Origin of the sequence: Polaromonas naphthalenivorans CJ2 (assembly GCF_000015505.1) — a bacterium.
In the GTDB taxonomy this organism is placed as follows: domain Bacteria; phylum Pseudomonadota; class Gammaproteobacteria; order Burkholderiales; family Burkholderiaceae_C; genus Polaromonas; species Polaromonas naphthalenivorans.
The window spans coordinates 98,008-120,609 of record NC_008758.1 but is presented as its reverse complement, the minus strand read 5'-3'; the positions used below and the strand labels follow the sequence as shown (position 1 = coordinate 120,609).

Genomic DNA, 22,602 nt, shown 5'->3' with positions numbered 1-22,602 from the left:
AACCCATATGAAAAGAATTTTTCGACTCTCCGCCGTGGCCATGTCAGCACTGGTGCTGGTCGGCTGCGCTTCGGTCAACTTCGACCAGGCGGTGCAGGGCACCAATGACAGCACAGGCACCTTCACCCAAGGCAAGCTCGAGCTCAGTCGTACTGAGCAGCAAAGTCAAGCCAGGGCGAGATTGACCAGTGAGTTGCTTGCCAAATCGCTGAGCATGGACGAAGCCGTGCAACTGGCACTGGCCAACAGCCCGGCGGTGCAAACATTGCTGGCGCAAAGCTGGGCCGACATGGCACAGGCCAACCAGACGGGCCGAATCGCCAACCCCGTGTTCAATTTCGAGCGCGTCCGCTCGGGCGAGGAACTGGAACTGGGCCGCTTGCTGTCCTTTGGCCTGCTCGATTTGTTGATGCTGCCCCGGCGAATGGAAATTTCCCGAGGTCAGATGGCGCAGGCCCGGGTCCAGCTCAGCGCCAATGTGGTCGAGCAAGTGACCCAGGTTCGCCAGGCCTGGGTTCGCGCCGTCGCCGCGCAGCAGACCTTGGCGTATGCAAATCAGGTCAACCGCAGCGCGCAGGCGAGCGCCGAACTGGCGCGGCGCATGCAGCAGGTGGGCAATTTCAACAAGCTGCAGCGTGCGCGTCAGCAAAGCTTTTATGCCGACAGCGCAGCGCAGCTGGCCTCCAGCCAGCATGCCAGCACCGCGGCCAGGGAAGAATTGACCCGGCTGCTGGGACTGACAGCGGCACAAGCCGGGCAGTTGCAATTGCCTGAACGCCTGCCCGAGTTGCCCAAGGAGCCCCGTCAAGCCGCCAGCGTCAACGCGAATTCTGCCGAGCAGCGGCTCGATGTGCGGATGGCGCGCCAGCAGCTCGACAACGCCGGCCGGTCACAAGGACTGAATCTGATCGAGAGCCTGGTGGATGTGGAGCTCGGCATTCGCCGTGACACGGTCTTTGACAACGCAGAAGGCACGAAAAGCGCGCGCAAGGGTTACGAGCTTGATATTCGCCTGCCGATTTTCGACTGGGGCACCGCCAAGCGGGACGCGATGAACGCGCAGTCGCTGGCTGCGGCCAGCCGGTATGAAGGCGCAGTGCGCGGCGCCTCGTCCCAACTGCGCGAAAGCTATTCGGCTTACCGCACCGCTTACGACGTGGCTCGGCATTACCGCGATGAAATCGTGCCGCTGCGCAAGACCATCTCTGAAGAAAATGTGCTGCGCTACAACGGCATGCTGATCGGCGTGTTCGAGTTGTTGGCCGACAACCGCGACCAGATCGCCAGCGTCACCGCTGCCCTCAACGCTTACCAGCAGTTCTGGCTGGCCGATGCCGCGCTGGCTGCCTCCATGATCGGCAAGCCGACCACATTGGCCATGGCCGCGCCTGCAGCAGGTGGTGGCGGTGAAGCCGCTGGCCACTGATGCCAGCTACAACCCAATTGAAGACCCTACATAAAGCAAAAATTTTATGACGAATCGAAGAAATTTTCTGACTGGCGCTGGCGCCATTACCACGGCGGTGGCTGCGGCTGCAGTGAGCCGGGTGGCCATGGCCGCCCTGCCTGAGCCCGTTTTTCAATCCAAACCTGACACGATGGCGCCGCTGGTGCCCGAGACCGGCCGCCCCTACAACCCGGTGGTCACGCTCAACGGCTGGACGCTGCCCTGGCGCATGAACAACGGCGTGAAGGAGTTCCACCTGGTGGCCGAGCCGGTGGTGCGCGAGATGTCGCCCGGCTTCAAGGCCCACCTGTGGGGCTACAACGGCCAGTCGCCAGGTCCTACCATCGAGGTGGTCGAGGGCGACCGGGTGCGCATTTTTGTGACTAACAAGCTGCCCGAGCACACCAGCGTGCACTGGCACGGCCAGCGCCTGCCCAACGGCATGGACGGCGTCTCGGGCCTGACGCAAAAGGCGATTCCGGTCGGCAAGACTTTTGTCTACGAATTCTTAGCCAAGCGCCCCGGCACCTTCATGTACCACCCGCATGCCGACGAGATGACGCAGATGGCCATGGGCATGATGGGTTTCTGGATCACCCACCCCAAGGCAAGGCACCCGCTGATCGACGAGGTGAACCGCGACTTCGTGTTCCTGCTCAATGCCTACGACATCGACCCCGGCGCCTACACGCCCAAGATCATGACCATGCTTGACTTCAACCTGTGGAGCTGGAACAGCCGGGTCTTTCCGGGCATCGACCCGCTGGTCGTGCGCAAGAACGACAAGGTGCGCATCCGCATCGGCAACCTGACCATGACCAACCATCCGATGCACTTGCACGGCCATGAATTTCTGGTAACTGGCACCGATGGCGGTCCCACACCAAAATCCTCACGCCAATATGAAGTAACAACCGATGTGGCCGTCGGCCAGATGCGGCAGCTGGAATTCCTGGCCGACGAGGAAGGCGACTGGGCCTTTCATTGCCACAAGAGCCACCACACGATGAACGCGATGGGCCACGACGTGCCAACCCTGATCGGCGTGGACCATCGCAAAGTGGTCAAAGACATCACCAACGTCATTCCCGACTACATGGTGATGGGCGAGCGCGGCATGGCCGACATGGCCGAGATGGACATGCCGCTGCCCGACAACACGGCGCGGATGATGAGCGGAGAGGGGCCGTTTGGCTCGGTCGAGATGGGCGGCATGTTCAGCGTCGTCAAGGTGCGCAAGGACCAGAAAGCCGGCGACTACAAGGACCCGGGCTGGTACAAGCACCCGGCCGGCGAGGTGGCTTATGAATGGACGGGCGCACTGCCCAACCCGGCGCGCTTTGCCGCAGAGGGCGGCCAGACCATGAAGGCGCAGAACATGCCGGCCAAAGAGGTCGAGGTCCAGGTGCGCAAGCCCGTCATGGGAGGTGCGGGAGCCATGGGCGGCATGAAACATTAAGTTAGTTTTAGTTTCTTTATTTGCATTCAACCCTTTTGAAAGGTATCTCATGAAATCACGCAACATCCTGATCGCCATTCCCGGCATTTTTCTGGCCCTCACGGCCATGGCCGCAGGCAACCACGCCGGGGGCCATGGCGGCGTCGAGGAGATCGGCAAACCCGGCGTCGCCGCCAATGTGACGCGTACCGTCAACGTCGACATGACCGACGACATGCGCTTTCACACGTCAAAGATCGCTGTCAAGCAAGGTGAAACCATCCGCTTTGTCGCCAAGAATTCCGGCCAGGTCAAGCACGAAATGGTGCTGGGAACCGCCAAGGAGCTCAAGGACCATTACGAGGTGATGAAGAAAAATCCCGAGATGGAACACGCCGACGAAAACATGGTCACTGTGGCGCCAGGCAAAAGCGGTGAAATCATCTGGCATTTCACCAAGGCTGGCAAGGTGGACTTTGCCTGCCTGCAGCCTGGCCATTACGACGCGGGCATGAAGGGTTCGGTCAATGTTGCTAGCGGCAAAACCCCTGCCAAAAGGCAAGCTCAGGCTGGGCATGCCCATTGATCTGAGGAACTCACGCAATCCCCGTGGCAGCCACCGCTTGCGCTGGCCGGCCACGCCTTCAACGCAATTTTGAGAGAAAACACCATGAAAAATCTTAAAGCCCTTTTGGTCATCACGACCCTTCTGGCCGGCGCTGCGTCGGCTTATGCGACCTCACACGGCAGCGCCCCCATGATCAAGGAGGAGTCAAGCAAAACAGCGCCGGCAGCGGCAGCCGACATGGCCGAAGGCGAAATTCGCAAAGTGGACATGGAAGCCAAGAAAATCACTATCAAGCATGGCGAGATCAAAAACTTAGACATGCCGGGCATGACCATGGTGTTCCAGGTCAAGGACCCGGCCATGCTGGACAAAGTCAAGGCAGGGGACAAGGTTCGCTTTAAGGCGGAAAAAACCGGTGGCGCCATTGTAGTGACAGACATTCAGCCGGCCAATTAATTAAGGGCAAGTCCGGGGAACGGCTGATGCGCCCCGGACCATCCCTATCCAAAATCAGGCCTTTATTTGAGCCTATATTTGCAGACGCAAAACATTGCCGTGCAGCCGTTCGCATCGCAGTATGGGTGTGACAGCAATATTGCTCAGTGCGGTCGCCAGTGGCCTGTGGTTCTGCTGAACATTGGTTATTTGCTTTGGCGCGATTTCGCAAAGCACAAGAAGACTGGCTGAATGCCTAACAGGGCACCCCGGAAAAACGCAAGACGCAGCCGCAGTGAAGCCGTCCGAGGATGGCATTTCAGGATGCGTTTTTTCAGGTGGACGTTGGCAGGCTCATCGCCTGGCATTACCGCTTGGCCCGGTGCCAAATGAACCGCCAATCAGTATTCGACACGTCAGCAACGCAATATGGTGGAAACACCGGGCAAGGGCGGTATGCCTGTCCTCCTTGAAACTTCGAAACCCGGGTTTGTCCAGCCAGCAAATCAGCGTTCCCTGAGATAACACGCGAGGCCCAAAAGCCACAAGAGCGAGGGCACCAAGAGCAGCCATCGAAAATTCGAGTGCAAAAGAAAATTGGTGGCACTCATTAGCCCGACGCTGGCCCCACCGGCCACTGACAAGGCAGCGAACGTTCCTCGCTCGCGCTTTGCCAGCCAACGCCAGGCCGCATGCACCGTTAGCGCGCCGGCGGCCACCATGAAGCCGCCCATGACGTTGAACACATGTCCAAGCCAACGCTCCAGGCCGGGCACTGAGGCGCGAATCGCTTCAAGCGAACTGCCGATGTAGCGCGGATCTTCGGGCAACAAGGCCGGACGCAGAAGCAAGAAGTACAGGCCCAGCGCAACAAGATAGAAGCCGCAAACAAGGAACACCTTGGCGGACAACGGCAAGCGCCGGGTCACCATCAAGGCGTCACGCTGATGCCGTTGGGGCCCTTGCCCACAGGAACGGTCTTGACGACCTTGCGGTCCTTCACATCGACCACGGAAACCGAGTTGGCGTAAGTGTTGGTCACGTAGGCATACCTGCCATCACGATCGACGACCACGCCATGAGCACCGGCGCCGGTCATGACGGTCTTGACGACCTTGAAACTCTCCAAGTTGATCAAGCTGACAGTTTTGCCAGGTTTCTTGGGCGAGCCTTGGTTGGCTACCAGAAACGTGCGCGAGTCCGGCGTGGCGTACAGCTGGATGGGGACCGTTCCGACCGCGACCTTGCGAATCACCTTTCGCGTGGTGGAGTCGATCACAGCGACTGCGTTTTCTTCCGACAGCGAGACCAAGACAAGGCGACCGTCCGGTGTGAAGCCGACCTGGGCCGGCCCCTTGCCTGCCGGAATTTGCGCGACTTCCTTTTGGCTGGCGGTATCAATCACCGAGACCGTGCCGCCCTTGAGGTTGGCGACATAGGCCTGCTTGCCGTCCGGACTGATGCGAAGGCCGTGGGGAAACTTGCCGACCGGAATCGTGGCGACCACGCGTCGCGCCGATGTGTCAACCACACTGACCGTGTTGTCGCCGCCATTGGTGATATAGGCAAAGCGCCCGTCTGGTGACACCACCACATGAGCCGGGTGAGGGCCGACCGGCACCTTGGCGATTACCGCGTTACTACTGGTATCAATGGCCCAAACGGCTCCTGCTGTCGCCATCGCGCTGTGTTCACTTTTGACCATTTCCTTATGCACAGAGGCCGCCACCTGATTAGGCTCGCCGTTGTTGGTGACCCATACAACCTTGCCGTCGGGCGATACCTGCACGTTGTGCGGTGACTTGCCGACAGGCACGCTCGCCAGTGTCTTGAACGACGCGGCATCGAGCACGCTGACCGTGTCAGCACCCTCATTGGCCACATAGACTTTGTCAGCCGCTAAAGCGGCGCCGGACCAAGCCAGCAGGCCCAGCTGAATCGCTGTCAAAATCCAGTTATTAGTTTTTTTCATCATGATCTTTCTTGGTTGGTAAATAAACTTCTATCAGGGCTCAGCCTGTATTGGCGCGTTTTGGATGCCATCGCCGAACACGCTATCTTTCTTGCGACTTCATACCTCTGGCGATGGCAGTTGTTGGCGGCGATACAGCCAAAACAGCGGCGTCATACGCGTCTCTTTCGCAGCCGCAAAGCGTTGCCGATCACCGACACCGAACTCAAGCTCATGGCCAGCGCGGCAATCAAGGGCGACAGCAGCCAGCCGGTCATCGGATAAAGCACACCGGCAGCGATCGGGATGCCCAGCGCGTTGTACAAAAAGGCAAACACCAGGTTTTGCTTCATGTTGCCCACCGTCGCTTCCGACAGCGCACGCGCAATCGCAATGCCGCGCAGATCGCCCTTGACCAGCGTGATCTGCGCACTGTTCATTGCCACGTCGGTCCCGGTGCCCATCGCCACGCCGACATCAGCCTTGGCCAGTGCTGGCGCATCGTTGATGCCGTCGCCCGCCATCGCCACCACACGGCCTTCTTTTTGCAGCTTTTCCACCAATATCAGCTTGTCGGCTGGCTTGACCTCGCCGTGCACCTCGTCAATGCCCAGGCGGGCCGCAACGGCTTTTGCCGTGGTCAGGCCGTCGCCGGTGGCCATCACGATGCGCAGTCCGGCCGCTTTCAGTGTCGCTAAGGCTTCCGGCGTACTGGCCTTGACCGGGTCGGACACGGCCAGCAGTCCCATCAGCTGCCCATCGGCGGCCAGGTGCATGACGCTGGCGCCTTCGGCCCGCAGGGCTTCGGCCTGGGGCACCAGGGGCGCGACTGAAACGCCAATCTGATCCATCAGCGTGGTGTTGCCCAGCGCCAGTTGGCGCCCGGCCACCTGGCCGCGCACGCCGATGCCCGAGCCGGACTCGAAGTTCTCGGGCTTGTCCAGCACCATGCCGCGCTCGCGGGCGGCGCGCACGATGGTTTCGGCCAGCGGATGCTCGCTGCCCTGGTCCAGGCTGGCGGCCAGGCGCAGTACCTCGTCAGCGTCAAAGCCCGGGGCGGGAACGGCGCGCTCGAATGTCGGGCGGCCCTCGGTCAGCGTACCGGTCTTGTCGATGATGAGGGTGTCGATCTTGCGCATGTTCTCGATGGCCGCCGCATCGCGAAACAGCACACCCTGGGTGGCGCCGCGCCCGGTGGCGACCATGATCGACATCGGCGTGGCCAGGCCCAAGGCGCAGGGGCAGGCGATGATGAGCACCGACACGGCATTGATCAGGCCGAACACCCAGCGCGGCTCAGGGCCGAACAAGCCCCAGGCGAAAAAGGTTACCAAGGCAATGCCAACCACGGTGACAACGAAGTAGCCCGCCACCACGTCGGCCATGCGCTGCATCGGCGCCCGGGAGCGCTGGGCCTGGGCCACCATCTGCACAATCTGCGAAAGCATCGTCGTCGAGCCCACACGCTCGCTTCGCATCACCATGGCGCCGCTGGTGTTGAGCGTGGCGCCAATCACCTTGTCGCCCACGCGCTTACTCACCGGCATCGGCTCGCCGGTGAGCATGGATTCATCGACTGAACTGCCACCTTCCGTTACGACGCCATCGACTGGCACTTTTTCACCGGGACGCACGCGCAGCAAGTCGCCCACATGCACATGAGTCAGCGGCACGTCCTCTTCGGTGCCGTCCTGGCGAATGCGGCGGGCGGTCTTGGGCGCCAGGCCCAGCAGCGACTTGATCGCCGCCGAGGTCTGCGACCGGGCCTTGAGCTCGAGCACCTGGCCCAGCAGCGTGAGCGAGATGATCACGGCGGCCGCTTCAAAGTACACGGCAACTCGGCCCATGGAAATGAACGAGACCGGGAACAACTGCGGGGCTACCGCCGCCACCACGCTGTACACGAAAGCGGCGCCGGTGCCCAGGCCAATCAGGGTCCACATGTTGGGGCTGCGGTTCACCACCGACTGCCAGCCGCGCGAGAAGAACGGCCAGCCGGCCCACAGGACGATGGGGATCGACAGCACCAGCTCAATCCAGGTCTGGGTAGTGGTTTCAAACCACTGCATTTGATGGCCAAACATCGCCAAAACTGTGACCACGACAGTCAGCGGCAGCGTCCACCAGAAGCGGCGCTGAAAGTCGCGCAGTTCGGGGTTTTCATCGTCACCCAGTTCCGGCATCAAGGGCTCGAGCGTCATGCCGCACTTGGGGCAATTGCCTGGATGGTCCTGGCGAATCTCAGGATGCATCGGGCAGGTGTAGATCGTGCCAGCGGGCGCTGGAGCGGTGTCTGCGGGCGCTGCGGACACAAGGTACTGCTGCGGGTTGGCCGCGAACTTGCCCTGGCACTTGGCGCTGCAGAAATAGTAAGGCCGACCCTCGTGCGTCAGCTTGTGATCAGACTGCTCCGTGACAGTCATGCCGCACACCGGATCCTTCAGATCCGATGGCGAGGCTGGTTTGGCAGGCGGGCTGCCGCTGTGATGCTGATGTGTTTTCATGTCCATAGTGTTATTCCTTGTCGGTGTTCGGGTCGCTTGGCACCTGCGCTTTGCCATGGTTTTCATGGCAGTGCCCCTGAATAAATGAGTCACTACTAGCTAGTAGCGGCTCACCTGAGAAACGTCAATCACAATCAGCGAAGCCAGCCCACAAGTGTTTATTGAGTAATTTCTGGAGCATCTGTGGGCTACGGATGTTTTCAACGTTGCCTGTCTCACAGGACCACCGGCTTGTCGGGTAGTTCGTTGCCGTTTTGGCCGCCAGCCGGGAAGTGCTGCACCAGGTGCTGCGTCACAGCCTGCACGCCGCTGAGCACACCGCTTTCATAGTTCGATTGACTGAAGGCCCTTTCCATCTGTTGGCAAATCTTGTTCCAATCCTGCGAACCCACTTTTTCATGAATCCCTCGGTCGGCAACAATCTCTACTGCGCGGTCAGCCAGCAACAGATAAATCAGCAAACCATTGTTGTGCCGGGTGTCCCACACCCGCAGTAGCGCAAATAAATCGATCGCACGTTCTCTGGCCGACTGGCCTTTGAACAGCGGCATGCCATCGAGTGCGCCTTCGACCGCGAAACGGATTTCTCCGACATGGGTTATCTCGCTTGCCTTGATCGCTGCTTCGATTCTGGTCAATGTGCTGTGCGGAAAGGCCCGTTTGACCTGTCCGCGGGTCGTCAGCAAATGCTTCATGATTCGTTTGATATTCATGGCTACCATCTCCCCGACGCACCGCCGCCACCAAAGCCGCCCCCACCCCCGCGAAAGCCGCCGCCAGAACCACCCCGGCCGCCTCCACCGTAGTACCCGCCGAGTCCATGCCTGCCCATGCCGCCACCCGCCAACGTGACGAAAAGAGCCATCAACCCTGCCAACAACGCAGTAGACAGGACGCCAGCAACAAACCATGCCACCAGCGCGATGCCTGCGCCAGTAACGAATGCACCAGGAACTCTGCCTAGCCAGACACGCAGCGCGCCACCGACTGCGAGAGCGGCGATAAAGATGAAGGGCACGTACTGCTGGAACCCGTCAAGGCCGGCAACAGGCTTCTCACTCGTCGCCGGCAGAGGCTCGCCGTCAATAATGCGGATGATTTGCCCGACCCCGGCCGTGATGCCGCCATAATAATTTTGCTGCTTGAACTGCGGAACGATGATCTCGCTGATGATGCGTTTGCTGGTGGCATCGTTGAGCGCCCCTTCCAGGCCATAACCGACCTCGATGCGCAGCGTACGATCATCCTTGGCAATAACCAGGATGGCTCCGTCATCGACCTTCTTGCGCCCGAGCTTCCATTGCTCTGCAACACGCAAGGCGTACTGCTCGATTTCTTCTGGTGCTGAAGAAGGAATCATCAGGACTGCAAGCTGACTGCCCTTGCGGGCTTCAAACGCGGTCAAGGTCTGCTCCAGGGAGGACTTTTGCTCGGCCGTGAGCGTGCCGGTCTGGTCGGTGACATGCCCGATCAATGCCGGGACCGAAACTTGCGCTACGGCCAGTAAGGAACCGCACAGCATGAATGCCAGTAGAAAGGACTTGGCCGACCTTTTTGCGGTCATGAAGGCCCTCATCTGGCCGCTCCCGAGGCACCACTGGCGGGCTTGGCAGGTGCGCTGTCAAAACCGACGCTTGGCGGGCTAGAGATTTCCTTTTCGTTGTCTACGGAAAAATTGGGCTTGGCTTTGTAGCCAAGCACCATCGCTGTCAGATTGGAGGGAAACGAGCGCACCGTCACGTTGTACTCCTGCACCGACTTGATGTAGCGGTTGCGCGCCACCGTGATGCGGTTTTCGGTGCCCTCCAGCTGTGCCTGCAGGTCGCGGAAACCTTGATTCGCTTTAAGGTTCGGATAGTTCTCTGAAACCACCATCAGCCTGGACAAGGCACCGGTCAATTCACCCTGTGCCTGCTGGAATTTCTGAAATGCTGCAGGGTCGTTGATCAGTTCCGGCGTAGCCTGGATGGAGGTCGCCTTTGAGCGTGCTTCAACCACCTTGGTGAGCGTGTCCTGCTCGAACTTGGCCTCGCCTTTGACAGTATTGACGAGATTGGGAACCAAGTCCGCACGGCGTTGGTACTGATTGACCACCTCGGACCAACTCGCCTTGACTTGCTCGTCCGTGGTTTGAAAGGTGTTATAGCCACATCCACTGAGGCTCAACACCAACACCGCTGTCAAAATTGACAATAGTTTGCGCATTTTCATTTCTCCTAAAAGTTTAGTTTGACCGTTAAGCTGCGGACCCTGCCTATCGCTTGATCCCAGGGGGTTTCGCAATCCTGTTGTAGCAATTCACGCACTTCCTGCCAAAAGCTTGAACCCCCAGTGAGGAGGCCGGTAAATTTGGCAGGAATGGACGACCACCAGCCCGGGCGGGTCACCAACGAAAGCAACATCGTGACAAGAGAAGCAGTCAGCCAGACCGAGCTGCGCTGTGCGAGCGCACTGAAAGACATCCCTTGACGGACGGTCCGAGCGTCTGCCCAAAGCCGGCTACGCCCTGAACTTGCATGGACCGCGACAGCTTCCCACAGGGGCGCCCCAACAGGCATACCGGCAAAGTGCATGCCGCTGAGAAAGCCGACATGAGGAGCGACTTCGGTAGGCGTCGCACTTGGCAACATCGGTGGCATTGAATCCGGCAGCAGCGGCATAAGTAGCTCGTAGCGGACAGAGACAATAAAAACAGCCGCCGCCAGCCAGGCCAATGGTTCAGGTTGCAGGCTGTCAGGTTCAGTCAACAAAATGATGGAGAACGTGTGGACAGTCATTGAAATTGGGGGGCGCTACGTTCACCCCGGCGCCGTACAAAATGAAGAAATATGGTGACGCTCAGGAGCGCTGCAAAAAAGCACCATACTGAAATGAACCAGGTCGCATAAAAGTAATAAACCCCGCCAAAGGACAACAGCGCCAAAATACCGAAGACCTTCACCATGCGGTGTGTGGACAGAATCGGACTGACAGTGGTCGATATCAGATACAGCGTCATCGTCGCCGCGGCAAAGAAGTGCGGCGCGATGTATTCGATGTGCTGGCCTGTAGGCCGCGAGACGATTGGGAAGGCCACCAGGAAGTACAGCAGGTACGCACCTACCGCGAGTCCAGCGGCAACAAACGCAAACAGCGCTTTACGGCGCCGGCCTGGCGGTTCGATCAGCAGCACTGCCACGGGCACAAAGATCGGCCACAGCACATGCGAGAAAAAGGAATAAATATGGGTCATGACTGCGTTGAGCAGCGGCGCCTCGTAGCGAAACGTCAGCCAGATCACGCCCTCGCTCAACTGCTGGATCGCAAACAGCAGCGGGATGGCTGCAAATGGCAGTTCGCGCCGGCGACGCGCTGACTTCAGCGCCAGCATGCCGATCCCGAACAGCAAGGCGCCCGCCGTAAAGCTGGCTGTGGCTGAAAAGCACATTCAGCTCACTCCCACAAAGCCACCATCACGGCCGAAGTCAAGGTTGCCGACATTCAAAGCGGGGCAGCATCGTGCCGCTTGAGGGAACCCAGCACGTTTTACTGAACGGGTCAGGCCACCTGCTCCTGCCATGCCCGGACGAAATTGCACTCGTGCTTGCCATTCGCAACATGCCAATCGATGCGGCAAGGCGCCTACTCTAGTCGAACTTGGATCGAGCTTGTCGACATCCACGATGGTTGTTTTCATGGTGGTCAGTCGTGCTCTGCCGGACAAACCTTGGCGGGGTAACCGAGCCCGGCGATTGTCGATTCGATCTGAGCGCGTGTGATGCGAGCCGGATCAGTCACTACGATGGCCATGCCCGGGCGCAAACTGACTTCAGCGTGGCTGACGCCGTCGAGCTTGCTGAGCATGCGCTGCACAATCAGGGTACAGCCGCCGCAGGTCATGCCGCTGACATCAAATTGCAGGGTTTGCATGGTGAGTTTTCATTGGATTGAGGAATCAGGTGTTTGAATCGGCGTCGGCAGATGCCTAGAGCAGGAGCATTGATTCGCAGACCTCACGCTTTCAGGCAACCGACGTTTTGTTTCGCAATGACGGCACGAAGCGTGGCGTGCTCGTTGCGTAGGCTTCAAATTCAGCGCCGAACCGCTTACGCATTTCAGACTCTTCCGTGATCGCGAGCCGCCCATACATCACCAGCAGGATGGGAAACATCACCAACGTGAGCAGCGTTGGCCATTGCAGCAGGAAACCCAACAGAATTAAGACGAAAGCCAGGTATTGCGGATGGCGAATGCGAGCATAAGGGCCTGCCGTAGCCAATGCATGCTGGCGTTGCGCGTGGTACAGCACGTTCCAGGCACTGGACAACAGGTAAAAGCCAAATCCTAGGAACACGTAGCTGGCGATATGCAGTACCCCGAAATGGGGATCACCCTTCTCCCCCAAAAGTGTTGACCAGAGATGGCCGGAGTTGTGAGACAGCAGATCGATGCTCGGGAACTTGGTCTGCAGCCAGCCAGACATGAAATAGATGGTCAGCGGAAAGCCATACATCTCGACGAAGAGCGCAACAATGAAGGCGGCAAATGCGCCAAAGGTTCGCCAGTCTCGTGCTGTCTGGGGTTTAAAGAAGCTGAATGCAAACATCAGGAAGATGGCCGAATTAAAGATGACCAGCAACCATAGTCCGTAGGCAGGGGTATCGTGGGTCATGGCTGTTTTCCGGTCTTGTTCGGCTGAGGTGTTGTTGACGTGTTCAAACTTTGGTTACCGTCAGCATGGCGTTCATGCCGGCCATGTCCATGGTGCATGAACACATGCATCAGCGGGCAAGCCAGAAGCAGCAGGTACGGCAGCGCACCCAGGAAGTGGGCGCGATGCTCACTGAGCAAAAAGTAGGCGGCGGCAGCACCGAACACCATCAGACCCAAGCTATACCGGGAGCGCCAAAATGGCGGTGCCCCTGATAAAACCCTGTTCTGACTTGGCTCTACATTGTGGTTATGGTTCATTTAAAAATCTCCTGGACTGAACTGTTTAAAGTCTGCGGGCCGCCTTGCGGAATCACTGCGCATCTTCCAATTCGAGGTTGATCAACCCGTTAATCGATCGGTCAACCACGCAAAAAACACACCGGCAAAAAAGGCCCAGGTGCTCAGTACGAGGAGCGCCGTCAGGAACCCTGTCCAGGCGAATGGCCGAGGCTGCACTAGGGTGCTGAAGTCCATGCCATGAAACAGATTGCCCATGAAGCCCAGAAACGGGCCGGGTGCCAAAGCCCAGACCAGCGCGCACAGGGCATAAAACAGCCCGACGGTGATGCCCAGCGCGAAGCCTGTGCGAAGCGGCGTCATGGGTTGGGCTTCTTTATTTGGCAGGTGCCGCCGGCATTCGGTCCATCATCATTTTCATCATGGTCTGCATCATTTCCATGCGCTTTTCCATCATCTGCTGGTGCGCACCCATATCGCCTTTCATGCCCGGCATGCCCTTCATGCCGCCCTTGCCGGCACCGGAGTTGCCTTCCATCATGGCCATGCCGTCCTGCATGGATTTCATGTGTTCGGCCATCAGCTTGTTGCGCTCTTCAGGGGTCTTGGCGCTCATCATCTTGTCGTGCATGGCTTGCATCGTTTTCGTCTGCGCATCCATCTGTCCCATCTGGCCCATGTTGCCCATCTGGCCAGGTGTGCCCATGGTGCTGGCAGACGCGGTGCCCATGGGCATCATCAGCGGCGGAGCCGTGTTGCAGGCGGTCAATGCGCTGATGGCAATCAAGGCAAGGGCAAGGGGAATGAATCGAAAAAGGGTCATGACTGAATCCTGATCAGGGGAAGAGAAAAATAGAATACGGTGTGCAGTGCTGTGCCTTGGGTAGGCATCGACGCTGCTGGTTCAAGGCTCAAGTCTGCTTTGCGCACCCCGAGGGCGTAAAAGCAAATTGGATGAAGATACGAACGCAGGCCGCAGAGCGCGAGGCTCAGGGTCAAACGTTGAAAGGCCGCTAAATGGCCAGTCGCGAGAAGCGAACGCGGATGGGCAACTCAGGCGTGGCTGGCTGCCGGGCATCCATATGGCGAAGCGTCGGAATGCTAGGCGCTACTTTGCCCCAGAGAACTTGGAAAAGTGGCGCGGGACCGGCATCGTTCTGGGCGACTGAGCCGTCCTGCTTGGGGAAAGAGCGCGTGCCATCGTCACAAACCTTCAGGCACGACGCCTTGAACTGCTGCTCACCCACGCCATCGGCAATGGCTCCGGTGTGACCAGGCAATATCACGGCTGCATGCGCATGCGCGCCAGATTCGGAAGAAGCGGTTGCAGCAATGTGGGCGTGCGTTTGACGCGCTTCGAGCAGGCACGCATTCGCAACTCCTGAAGCCAACGCAAACAACCACACCAGCAATACCAAGAATATGGTGCTGCGCCTGGCGCGGGTATTGGAAAAAAGCTTCATGGCGGTTGAGATCACAGAGATTTCATCCTACACGCGTTGGGTAACTAATAATTGATCCACGTCAACAAACGCGGCATCCGCTTACACGCCTGGCAATCAAACGCCAAACCTATCAGCTTGATACTGCACAAATTTGGAGAATCTGAAAAATGCGTATCAGCCTTATCCATAGGTCATCAGCATGCCTTGACGTAAAAGGCAAACCGATTGACTGCACGACTGCACGACTGCACGACTGCATGACTGCATGACTGCATGACTGCATGACTGCATTTTGCGAGCATCGCATCGCCGCGCATTGGGATAAGCTCAGCTTGTTTTCAACTGCGCGCTCATGGGCCACTACGACTGTTATCGATCAATTGTTTGCGCTTTGCATACTGCATGCAGCGTGGTTAGGTAATGCGTCCACCTGTCAGGATGGCGGGAATTAACAGCTTCGAAAGATACGTCGCAATGATCTTGGCGTCGAACATGCCTTGTCAACAACTCCGCGCTGCATGGAGTGACTGCAGTTATTTGCTCATTTTGTCAACGGGATGACCGTTCTTCGCCAAGAATTTGTCCAGCTGGGCAATTTCTTTTTTCTGCGCAGCAATGATGTTTTGAGCCATTTTTCGCATTTCAGGCGCTTTGCCGTCTTTCAGTTCGGCCTGGGCCATGTCAATAGCGCCTAGGTGGTGGATGCGCATCATCATGGCGAAATCCACATCGACGTTACCGGTCATCTGCATCGAGGACATTTTGTCGTTGTTGTCCTTCATCATGCCTTTCATGTCCATGCCCTTCATGTCCATTCCTGCGCCGGACATGGTCGATGCGTGACCTTTACTTCCCTGCATTGACCCCTGGTTAGAACTGGCAGGCGACTGGGCATGCACCATGGGCTGCAGCAACGTCGCACTCAATGCAATTGCAGCAAAGGGCAATGTTTTGAGGAAATTTAATTTTAAGGTCATGTTGAACTACTTTCATAGGGTTAATCGAAGATTCAAGTTGTGAAAATGCGCGGAGGTTGCAAGCCATCACAATTGCATTACACGCTTCAAAAAATCATTTGAATTTTTTCATGGTTGGTTTGATGCTTCAGGTCAAACGGATGCAAAAAATTCGATTGGTTTTTGGTACGCCAGCCAGTGTTTTACCGGTCAGAGATTGCCCATACAAAAAATGTTTAACGCATGAGGTAGGTCGAAGGTATGCGGTCAATTAACCGCGTACCTTACATCCTCAGCAGGGGTGTGATTGGAACGGCGAAAGTGCGTTGGCGGACCGCTGCTCAGCGGCTGGGCAGCTCGATGCGCCAAGGCAGCAACGCTTCGTAGTCATCGGCCGTTTTTGCCATGGGCAGCGCGCTGAGCAATGCGCGCAGGTACGCGTAGCCATCGACGCCGTTGGCCGCGCAGGTCTGCAGCAGCGAATACAGGTTGGCGCTGGCCTGGGCGCCGGCCACCGTATCGCTGAAGAGCCAGTTGCGCCTGCCAATGACAAACGGACGAATCGAATTTTCGCAGGCATTGTTGTCTATCGGATAGGCGCCATCGGTGACATAAAGCGCCAGCTTCGTCCATTGCGAAGCCAGGTAATGCAGCGCCTTGCCCAGCAAGCTGCCCGGCAGCACGGCATGCACGTTGGCCAGCAGCAAAGCCTCTATCTGGCCCAGCACGGGCACGCTGTGCTGTTGCCGCTGGTCCAGCAATTCCTTGGGAGGGAGCCGGTGCTCGCGTGCGCGCGACTCCACCGCATACAACTGGGCGATGAGCGCGAGAAACCGCGCAGCGAGCTGCTCGGGGCCGCGCGCGTTCTTGGGCAGCGCCTGCAGCGCTTCATGAAACCCGCGCCTGCAATGCGCCCAGCATCCCAGGTGCACGAGGCCATGCGTCTGCGCAATGGCGTCATAAACCGCGTAGCCATCCGTCATCAGCACGCTGCCCTCGCGCACCCCGGCATAGAGAATTTGGGCGGCGGCCGTGCTGCGCGAGGGCGCGTAGCCAAACAGCCGGATGGGTGGCCCGGCTCCCTGCACCCCGGAGCACGGGGTCGTCTGCACCCACATATAGCTTTTGGACTGTGCGCTTTTGCCGGTTTCTTTGAGTACCTGCACATGGGTTTCGTCGCCATGGATGAGGGGCGAGTCCAGCAAATGGTCGCGCAGCACATTGATGATGGGTTGGACCTCCCGGCCCACGCGCACGACGCTGGCGGCCAGGGTGTTGCGCGCCAAGTCGCCGCCAAAGCGCGCGAGCAGCGCCGTCTGGCGGTACAGCGGCAGGCCATCGCAATACTTCGAGGCAATCACCCAGGCCAGCAGCCCTTCGCTGAACAGGCCCTTGGGAATGATTTGCGCCGGCTTGGACGCCAGGCGCAATCCGCCATCGCAGCAGGGACAGGCATATTTGACGCGTTCATGGCGAATGACGCGCACCTGCTGGGGAATGATGTCGAGCAGCTCGCTGGTCTCCACGCCGATTTCCACCAAGGCGGCCCCATCGTGCGGGCACACCCGCTCGGACTCGGGCAGTTCGTGGCGCACCACCTCCCGGGGCAAGGCCGCATCGAGCGGCTTGCGTCCGCGCGGCACGCGCTGGTGGGCGCGCACCTCCTGGGTGTCGTCTTCGCGGCCGTCGCTGGCGGCCGGCTCGCTGGCCGCGCCCAGCGCTTCGGCCTCGTTGAAGAACAGGTCCCGTTGCTGCGCGCTGCCCGCTTCGCTGCGCGCGGCAAAGAGCTTGCGCATGGACTGCTTGAGCCGCTCCTGAAGCAGGTCACGCTCGGCGCGCACCATGCGCAACTCGCCTGCCAGGGCGTCGCTGCGCCGTAAAGCCTGCGCCAGCGCCTCCTTCAAGGCGTTGAATTCTTCGGCAGCAGGCGTTGCAAGCATGGCCCACTTTGATGAAGGGGCGTCTGCAGAAGTTCCGAAAAATCATGCTTGGACGTCACCTTTCAGGTCAGCATTTGTTCCCTCACGCCGCGCACTGATAGCTCGCCGCCCGGTGTCCGCGCAGGGCCTGGATGTCCACCCCCTTGAGCAGCCAGTGCAGCTGCTCCACGCTGAGCGTCACGACGCCTGCCTCGCCTCGCGGCCAGATGAAGCGGTCTTTCTCCAGGCGCTTGTGCAAGAGCCAAAACCCGTTGACGTCCCAGCCCAGAATCTTGATGCGGTCGCGCCTGCGGTTGGCAAAGACAAACAGCGCCTGGGCAAACGCGTCCAGGCCCAGGCCGTGCTCGACCACGCTGGCCAGGCCGTTGATGCTCTTGCGAAAATCAACGGCGCCCTGGTGCAGGTACACCGCACGGCTGGCGTTCAGCGCGAACACGCCAGAGCGCCCAGCAGTTGGAGCACGGGCGCCATCGCCTCCAGCGGAACCTGGCCCACATCGAGCGCCACCCCGTTGGGCAGGCGCACGTTCAGGCAAAGTGCGGCCGGTGCCGGTGCCGGTGCCGGTGCTGTGGTTGGCGCTGCAGGCTCGGTGACCTGCACGGCCACGAAAGCCGCTGCCGACGCCAGCGCCTTGCCGGGCAAGGCGCGCGCCAAGCCATGGCGGGAATTGGGCTGGCCTGACTTGGCAATCCAGGTGCGCAGCAAATTGGCGTTGATGCCGTACAGCATCGCCACGCGCGCCACCGACACGCCAGACTTGAGGCATTCGTCAATCAGCGCCTGCTTGGCCAGCGGGTCGTAATTGCACCGTCCGTCGCGTTTGCGCCCGACCACCAGGCGGGTCAACAACTCTGTGTTTATCTCCGTCATACGTGTCCATGTAGTTGTAGATGGACACGTAGCATCATCGAATCAGCTCACGAATAAAAGGACGTAGTTCGCGGACCGCTTACAAATGTTGGGCTTCGCTCCAGTCGAGCCCGGCGGCGCGGGTGTAGCTGGCGATGTCGCTGACGGTCGATTTGGAGATGCCCAGTGCTGCGCCGATTTGGCGCGTGCTGAGGTTGCCGCTGTGCAGCAGCTGCAATGTGTGTCGAATCTTGCTCATGGTGACCCTTGGTGTGGGCATAGCTGGTTTCCGGTCAAAAAAACCGGACAGCCTACGCCTCGTTTGGGTCACTCAGGGCACTGCTGGGGTGTCCGCCTTCAAAATGGAACGCTGTCCGCCTTCACCGTGGAACGGTGTCCGCGATGACGGTGGACCGCTGTCCGCCATCAGCATGGAATCGTGTCCGCCATCGCGTGGAATACGCAATGTACCCTGACATTGTGTTTGCCCAGAGCCATTTGGGGGCCGCTCTGCTCGGTGCCGCCGACCGGAATAATGATGATGGTTGCGCCGGACCGGACGGCATCTCGCGCTTCGGTCCAAGTCAAATCATCGAGTTACACCTGACTCGGAGAAGCATGGGCGCCAGCCGTAAAAGCCAGGGCGAAAACAGCAACGCCAGCGCAGCGTTGAAGCGCCAAAAGCAGAGATGGTTCATTTCGTTCGGCGCAGCGGCAGCGCAATGAAAATCACGAAAGCTGAGCTGAAGCTCATGGCCAAACCCCCAATCATGGGAGACAACTGCCAGCCGGTGAAGGTATAAAACTGTCCGGCGGCCAACGGAAATGCCATAGGCATGATAGACGTACGCCAATCCCAGGTGCTGCTCCTTGGTATGAAAATCTGTGAAGTCTTGCGGTATTTACGAGGTGTAGCGGTTTGTCACGCAGGTTGGCCTTTCAAGCATCGGCTTCCTCGCGCAGCGGTTGCTGGCCCCACCAGCCAGGGCGTGCCAGCAGCATAAACAGCGTAAGGACCAGCGGCAGCGTGAGCCAGCCAAAGCTCTGTTGTGCCACCGCGCCAAACAGCCAGCCTCCGGCCGCTGAACCGAGCGTCTGGCCAAAGCCGGCCGCCGCCGCGAGTCCGCCCATTGTGGCGCCCAGCTTTTGGCGCGTAGCCCCGGCCGCAAGGAAAGTGATGACGGGAAGGACCAGCCCCGTCCCGGCCGATGTCAGGCTGACACCCAAATACATCCAGCTGTCGGAGCGGTGCAGCGCCATGATCGCCAAACCTGCCATGCCGATCAACAGCCCAAACGCAATCACAACGCGGGCAGGCACCTTGTCAAGCAGTGAAGTAAAGAACAGCATGGCGTTGATGATCAGCATCACCAAGCTGCATTCAGCGAACATCAGCGCGATCTGCTGGGTCGTCAAGTTGGCGTGCTGCTGCCCTTGCAACACAATGCCAAGTTCGAAGCCGGACAGCACAAACATGACCGCACCACTGAGCCAAAGTAGCGCTGCAATACCACGCTGTCTCGTCGGACCGGGAACAATTTTGGACTTCGGTAACTGGCGAACTGGCAACGTCCAGGCAAGCCCGAGCATGATCACGGCCCCTAGTCCGGCAGATAGGACGACAACGAGGCTTGCCGAAAGGGGCGCCTGGTTGCCACCACTTCTTAGCCAACCAGCCAGGCCATCGGCCAGGGCGTTCAGCGCCGGCCCGAACAAAAAGCCGATCAGCGAGGCCGCAGTTAGCCAGGCAAAGCGCCGTGCCCGCAGTGCCTGCGGGGTATGCTCAGCGACGAGCGCCGAAACGACCGGTACCACAGCGGCCACGCACAGCCCGGCAGCAGCGCGCAACACATAAATGGCAGATAGACTACTCAGTGTTGGTACAAGCAGCAGCAACAGGCTCACAACATAACCAACCATGCCGCTCACAAGGATGCGAGGACGCCCCACGCGGTCCGAGACCATTCCCCATAGGGGGGCGCCTACCAGCACACCGGCCGCATAAGCGCCACTCAGGAACCCGACATGCCGCGCCACTTCAACAGCATTGGCTTGCGGCATCTGCTGCGCCAGCCAGGCAGGTAGCACGGGCAACAACCCGCCGTATCCAGCCGAAACGACAAAAATCGCTGCAGCCAGAAGCGCCAGTTGCCTCGGGCGAAGGGCTTGTGGCTCGGGCATGCCAGCCGGGATGGCCGGCACGGCCGACATCACGCCTCCCGCTCGCACTCGCGGACGCGAACCGTCCTCACTGACAGTCACCATCGCACAGCGTTGATCGTGCTGTGCAGATTTCATGACGCTCCGTACAGCATTGTGAACAGGTGTTCCTCGGCAGCATCGCGCTGTACGCGCCACTGCTCAAGCGACCCGGCAATCGATTTTCCGGTCGCCTCTTCGCGCCGCCGCCACGGGTTATTTTCAGAAGCAGGTAGCCGGTTCTCCCGGGCCCACGCTGCGGCGAACGTCACCCAAGCCATTGCCGGCGTGATCTGCGGCGAGAACACGTAGCGCTGTAGGCGCATCGGATGGCCCCACTTTTGCATGAATGCTGATACCGGGTTGGCACTCCACTTGATCCAAGGGCTAACCCAGGTGGTATAAGCCAACTCATTCCATTCGGAGACTGCCGCCACTTTCTCAAAGGCCTGGCGCGGGTAGTTGTACTGCAAGTCTTCAATGCCTCGCTCTTCAAACCAGACCTTGTGCTGCGCCGGGGGGGTGTCTGGGCCGGATCGCTTGCCTGATCCGCCTACCGATTGACCTTCTACTGGCTCACCGATCTTCATCTCATACAGACCGGGGTCCAAATCTTTGAATCGCTCGATGTTTTCCAAAATGGCGCGGTGCTCGTGCTGGGCGACGCTGGCTGAGACAAAGATGCCCAAGTGCCCTACATGGGGATTCAGGAGGTAAACGATGCGTTGACCAGCAGCCTTCAGAGCCTCGGTAGTCGGGTAAATTGCAGGCAGCCAAGCCAGCGCTTGATGCGGCGGTGTAATGTTGTCACCACTGGAAGCGAAGATCACCAGCGGATTGCGAATACGCTTCAGGTCCACGACACAGTCGGGCTGCGATGCTATGCTGCACGGGTCGAGTTGCACCTGGCCTTGCTCCAGCCGGTTGCCGATGAACAGGTTTTCGACGGTGGCAAGTATTTCTTCGCGGCTGAGGAAGAAGTAACTCGACCACCAACGCTCGAATTCCAGGAAGCGTTCGCTTTCGGTATCAACATGGGCATACAGGTTATAGTTTTTCTGCCACCAAGTGTTGGCCGGATTGAGGCCCTCGAAGTTCTGAACCAGCCAGGCGCCGTCGAGCCGCCCTCCACCAAGATCCGCCATCAGGTGGGTCAGCCACTCGCCACCCAGCAAGCCACCGGCAAGGCGCATCGGGTTCACGTCTTCGGCCCCGGCCCAGTACGACAGCGGTGATCCGTTGAGAACGGCAGGGCCGTCGAGGCCCTCGCATTCAGCGGCTAGCAATGCAGCGGCCCAGCCGCCCTGGCAGTTGCCATACACGACCGGCGCAACGCCATGACGGCGAGCGATCTCCTCAACGAACATGCGCAGGGCATGGATCACGTCCGCGAGCGTCTGGCCGGGACAAGGCTCGGGGTAGAACATTGCGAAATAGGTTGGATGACCTTCATGCAGCGCCACGCCGACCTCAGAGTCATGCTTGAAGCCGCCGATGCCGGGTCCGTGGCCGGCGCGCGGGTCAATAACTATCACCGGCCGCAGGTCTTGCCGCTCGAAATTGCTCGCATGGGTAGGACCACAACGCGTGATGCGCAGCAGCGCATAGTTGGCCGGCCTGTCGAACTGCCGTGCGTCGAGCACCAGTTCGTGCTCGAAATCGAGTAAAGGCGGCTGACCAGCGCGTTCGTGCGCCAACATGTTGTCGCCGCGTTCACGAAACACGTCAAGAAGGAGCACGCTGCGCTGCACGGAGTCGACGTAATAACGCCACGCATCGTTCCAGGCCCCAGCGGTACTGACTGCTGCTTTCTCCTTTTGCTCGGTGAGCATGATGGGCGCGACAGGCGGAGTCTGCATTGCAGCAACAGGAGATAATTGGTCTGCCATCATGCCCGCTTTCGCGTGCTTTGCCCCAAGATGTTTGGTTGTCATAGTCATT

Annotated in this window: 27 protein-coding genes; 4 read left to right on the top strand and 23 right to left on the bottom strand. The window is 59.3% G+C overall.

Features of this window, described 5'->3' with window-relative positions; all coding sequences use genetic code 11:
- Positions 1 to 7 precede the first annotated feature (7 nt).
- From PNAP_RS22610 to PNAP_RS22595, 4 genes are all read left to right on the top strand, one after another.
- Positions 8 to 1,426, top strand: coding sequence for a TolC family protein (locus tag PNAP_RS22610; RefSeq protein ID WP_011798140.1), 1,419 nt, complete (start codon positions 8 to 10; stop codon positions 1,424 to 1,426).
- Positions 1,427 to 1,472: 46 nt separating this feature from the next.
- Entirely contained in the window at positions 1,473 to 2,906 is a 1,434-nt protein-coding gene (locus tag PNAP_RS22605; protein ID WP_011798141.1) for a multicopper oxidase family protein, read from the top strand.
- A 49-nt stretch (positions 2,907 to 2,955) separates the two neighbouring features.
- Positions 2,956 to 3,471, top strand: coding sequence for a cupredoxin domain-containing protein (locus tag PNAP_RS22600; RefSeq protein ID WP_011798142.1), 516 nt, complete (start codon positions 2,956 to 2,958; stop codon positions 3,469 to 3,471).
- An 84-nt stretch (positions 3,472 to 3,555) separates the two neighbouring features.
- Entirely contained in the window at positions 3,556 to 3,909 is a 354-nt protein-coding gene (locus PNAP_RS22595) for a copper-binding protein (RefSeq protein ID WP_011798143.1), read from the top strand.
- Between the two features lie 485 nt (positions 3,910 to 4,394).
- Here the strand turns inward: PNAP_RS22595 and PNAP_RS22590 are convergent, their stop codons facing one another.
- From PNAP_RS22590 to PNAP_RS22495, 23 genes are all read right to left on the bottom strand, one after another.
- Positions 4,395 to 4,820, bottom strand: a complete 426-nt coding sequence (locus tag PNAP_RS22590; protein ID WP_011798144.1) for a hypothetical protein — start codon at positions 4,818 to 4,820, stop codon at positions 4,395 to 4,397.
- The gene (locus PNAP_RS22585; protein WP_011798145.1) at positions 4,820 to 5,863 is read right to left on the bottom strand and encodes a YVTN family beta-propeller repeat protein; all 1,044 of its coding nucleotides are present in this window, start codon (positions 5,861 to 5,863) and stop codon (positions 4,820 to 4,822) included. Before PNAP_RS22585 ends, PNAP_RS22590 begins: the two co-directional genes overlap by 1 nt.
- A 149-nt stretch (positions 5,864 to 6,012) precedes the next feature.
- Positions 6,013 to 8,349, bottom strand: coding sequence for a heavy metal translocating P-type ATPase (locus PNAP_RS22580; protein ID WP_408633762.1), 2,337 nt, complete (start codon positions 8,347 to 8,349; stop codon positions 6,013 to 6,015).
- A 209-nt stretch (positions 8,350 to 8,558) separates the two neighbouring features.
- Entirely contained in the window at positions 8,559 to 9,056 is a 498-nt protein-coding gene (locus PNAP_RS22575; protein WP_011798147.1) for a TPM domain-containing protein, read from the bottom strand.
- Between the two features lie 2 nt (positions 9,057 to 9,058).
- Positions 9,059 to 9,907: a TPM domain-containing protein gene (locus PNAP_RS22570; protein ID WP_041377693.1), complete on the bottom strand. Its 849-nt coding sequence runs from the start codon at positions 9,905 to 9,907 to the stop codon at positions 9,059 to 9,061.
- A gap of 8 nt (positions 9,908 to 9,915) precedes the next feature.
- Positions 9,916 to 10,548, bottom strand: coding sequence for a LemA family protein (locus PNAP_RS22565; protein ID WP_011798149.1), 633 nt, complete (start codon positions 10,546 to 10,548; stop codon positions 9,916 to 9,918).
- An 11-nt stretch (positions 10,549 to 10,559) separates the two neighbouring features.
- The gene (locus tag PNAP_RS22560; protein ID WP_041377660.1) at positions 10,560 to 11,120 is read right to left on the bottom strand and encodes a hypothetical protein; all 561 of its coding nucleotides are present in this window, start codon (positions 11,118 to 11,120) and stop codon (positions 10,560 to 10,562) included.
- Complete coding sequence (locus PNAP_RS22555; protein WP_011798150.1) at positions 11,117 to 11,770, bottom strand: DUF6629 family protein; 654 nt, start codon at positions 11,768 to 11,770, stop codon at positions 11,117 to 11,119. The genes PNAP_RS22560 and PNAP_RS22555 overlap by 4 nt, the downstream gene beginning before the upstream one ends.
- On the bottom strand, positions 11,771 to 12,019 hold the full coding sequence (locus PNAP_RS27330) for a hypothetical protein (protein ID WP_157040500.1): 249 nt from the start codon (positions 12,017 to 12,019) through the stop codon (positions 11,771 to 11,773).
- 5 nt (positions 12,020 to 12,024) lie between these two features.
- Positions 12,025 to 12,252 (bottom strand): heavy-metal-associated domain-containing protein, encoded by a 228-nt coding sequence (locus tag PNAP_RS22550; protein WP_011798151.1) that lies wholly within the window; start codon positions 12,250 to 12,252, stop codon positions 12,025 to 12,027.
- Between the two features lie 91 nt (positions 12,253 to 12,343).
- Positions 12,344 to 12,994 carry a methyltransferase family protein gene (locus tag PNAP_RS22545; protein WP_011798152.1) on the bottom strand — a complete coding sequence of 217 codons (651 nt, stop codon included), beginning with the start codon at positions 12,992 to 12,994 and terminating at the stop codon, positions 12,344 to 12,346.
- Entirely contained in the window at positions 12,991 to 13,293 is a 303-nt protein-coding gene (locus tag PNAP_RS25265; protein WP_011798153.1) for a DUF2933 domain-containing protein, read from the bottom strand. Before PNAP_RS25265 ends, PNAP_RS22545 begins: the two co-directional genes overlap by 4 nt.
- An 81-nt stretch (positions 13,294 to 13,374) precedes the next feature.
- On the bottom strand, positions 13,375 to 13,635 hold the full coding sequence (locus tag PNAP_RS22535; protein ID WP_011798154.1) for a DUF5676 family membrane protein: 261 nt from the start codon (positions 13,633 to 13,635) through the stop codon (positions 13,375 to 13,377).
- Between the two features lie 13 nt (positions 13,636 to 13,648).
- Positions 13,649 to 14,095, bottom strand: coding sequence for a hypothetical protein (locus PNAP_RS22530; protein WP_011798155.1), 447 nt, complete (start codon positions 14,093 to 14,095; stop codon positions 13,649 to 13,651).
- Between the two features lie 190 nt (positions 14,096 to 14,285).
- The gene (locus tag PNAP_RS22525) at positions 14,286 to 14,735 is read right to left on the bottom strand and encodes a hypothetical protein (RefSeq protein ID WP_041377658.1); all 450 of its coding nucleotides are present in this window, start codon (positions 14,733 to 14,735) and stop codon (positions 14,286 to 14,288) included.
- 515 nt (positions 14,736 to 15,250) lie between these two features.
- Entirely contained in the window at positions 15,251 to 15,694 is a 444-nt protein-coding gene (locus PNAP_RS22520; protein WP_232290851.1) for a DUF305 domain-containing protein, read from the bottom strand.
- 320 nt (positions 15,695 to 16,014) lie between these two features.
- Positions 16,015 to 17,613: an IS66 family transposase gene (gene tnpC, locus PNAP_RS22515; RefSeq protein WP_011798158.1), complete on the bottom strand. Its 1,599-nt coding sequence runs from the start codon at positions 17,611 to 17,613 to the stop codon at positions 16,015 to 16,017.
- Between the two features lie 82 nt (positions 17,614 to 17,695).
- Positions 17,696 to 18,049, bottom strand: a complete 354-nt coding sequence (gene tnpB / locus PNAP_RS22510; RefSeq protein ID WP_011798159.1) for an IS66 family insertion sequence element accessory protein TnpB — start codon at positions 18,047 to 18,049, stop codon at positions 17,696 to 17,698.
- On the bottom strand, positions 18,037 to 18,483 hold the full coding sequence (tnpA, locus tag PNAP_RS22505; protein WP_011798160.1) for an IS66-like element accessory protein TnpA: 447 nt from the start codon (positions 18,481 to 18,483) through the stop codon (positions 18,037 to 18,039). Before tnpA ends, tnpB begins: the two co-directional genes overlap by 13 nt.
- A gap of 79 nt (positions 18,484 to 18,562) precedes the next feature.
- Positions 18,563 to 18,721 (bottom strand): helix-turn-helix domain-containing protein, encoded by a 159-nt coding sequence (locus PNAP_RS26290; protein WP_011798161.1) that lies wholly within the window; start codon positions 18,719 to 18,721, stop codon positions 18,563 to 18,565.
- 167 nt (positions 18,722 to 18,888) lie between these two features.
- A complete protein-coding gene (locus PNAP_RS27325) occupies positions 18,889 to 19,050 on the bottom strand; it encodes a creatininase family protein (protein ID WP_011798162.1) in 162 nt (53 codons plus the stop codon).
- Positions 19,051 to 19,401: 351 nt separating this feature from the next.
- Positions 19,402 to 20,673, bottom strand: a complete 1,272-nt coding sequence (locus tag PNAP_RS22500) for an MFS transporter (protein WP_011798164.1) — start codon at positions 20,671 to 20,673, stop codon at positions 19,402 to 19,404.
- Between the two features lie 83 nt (positions 20,674 to 20,756).
- Positions 20,757 to 22,601, bottom strand: a complete 1,845-nt coding sequence (locus PNAP_RS22495; RefSeq protein ID WP_011798165.1) for a DUF3141 domain-containing protein — start codon at positions 22,599 to 22,601, stop codon at positions 20,757 to 20,759.
- Between the last annotated feature and the right edge of the window lies 1 nt (position 22,602).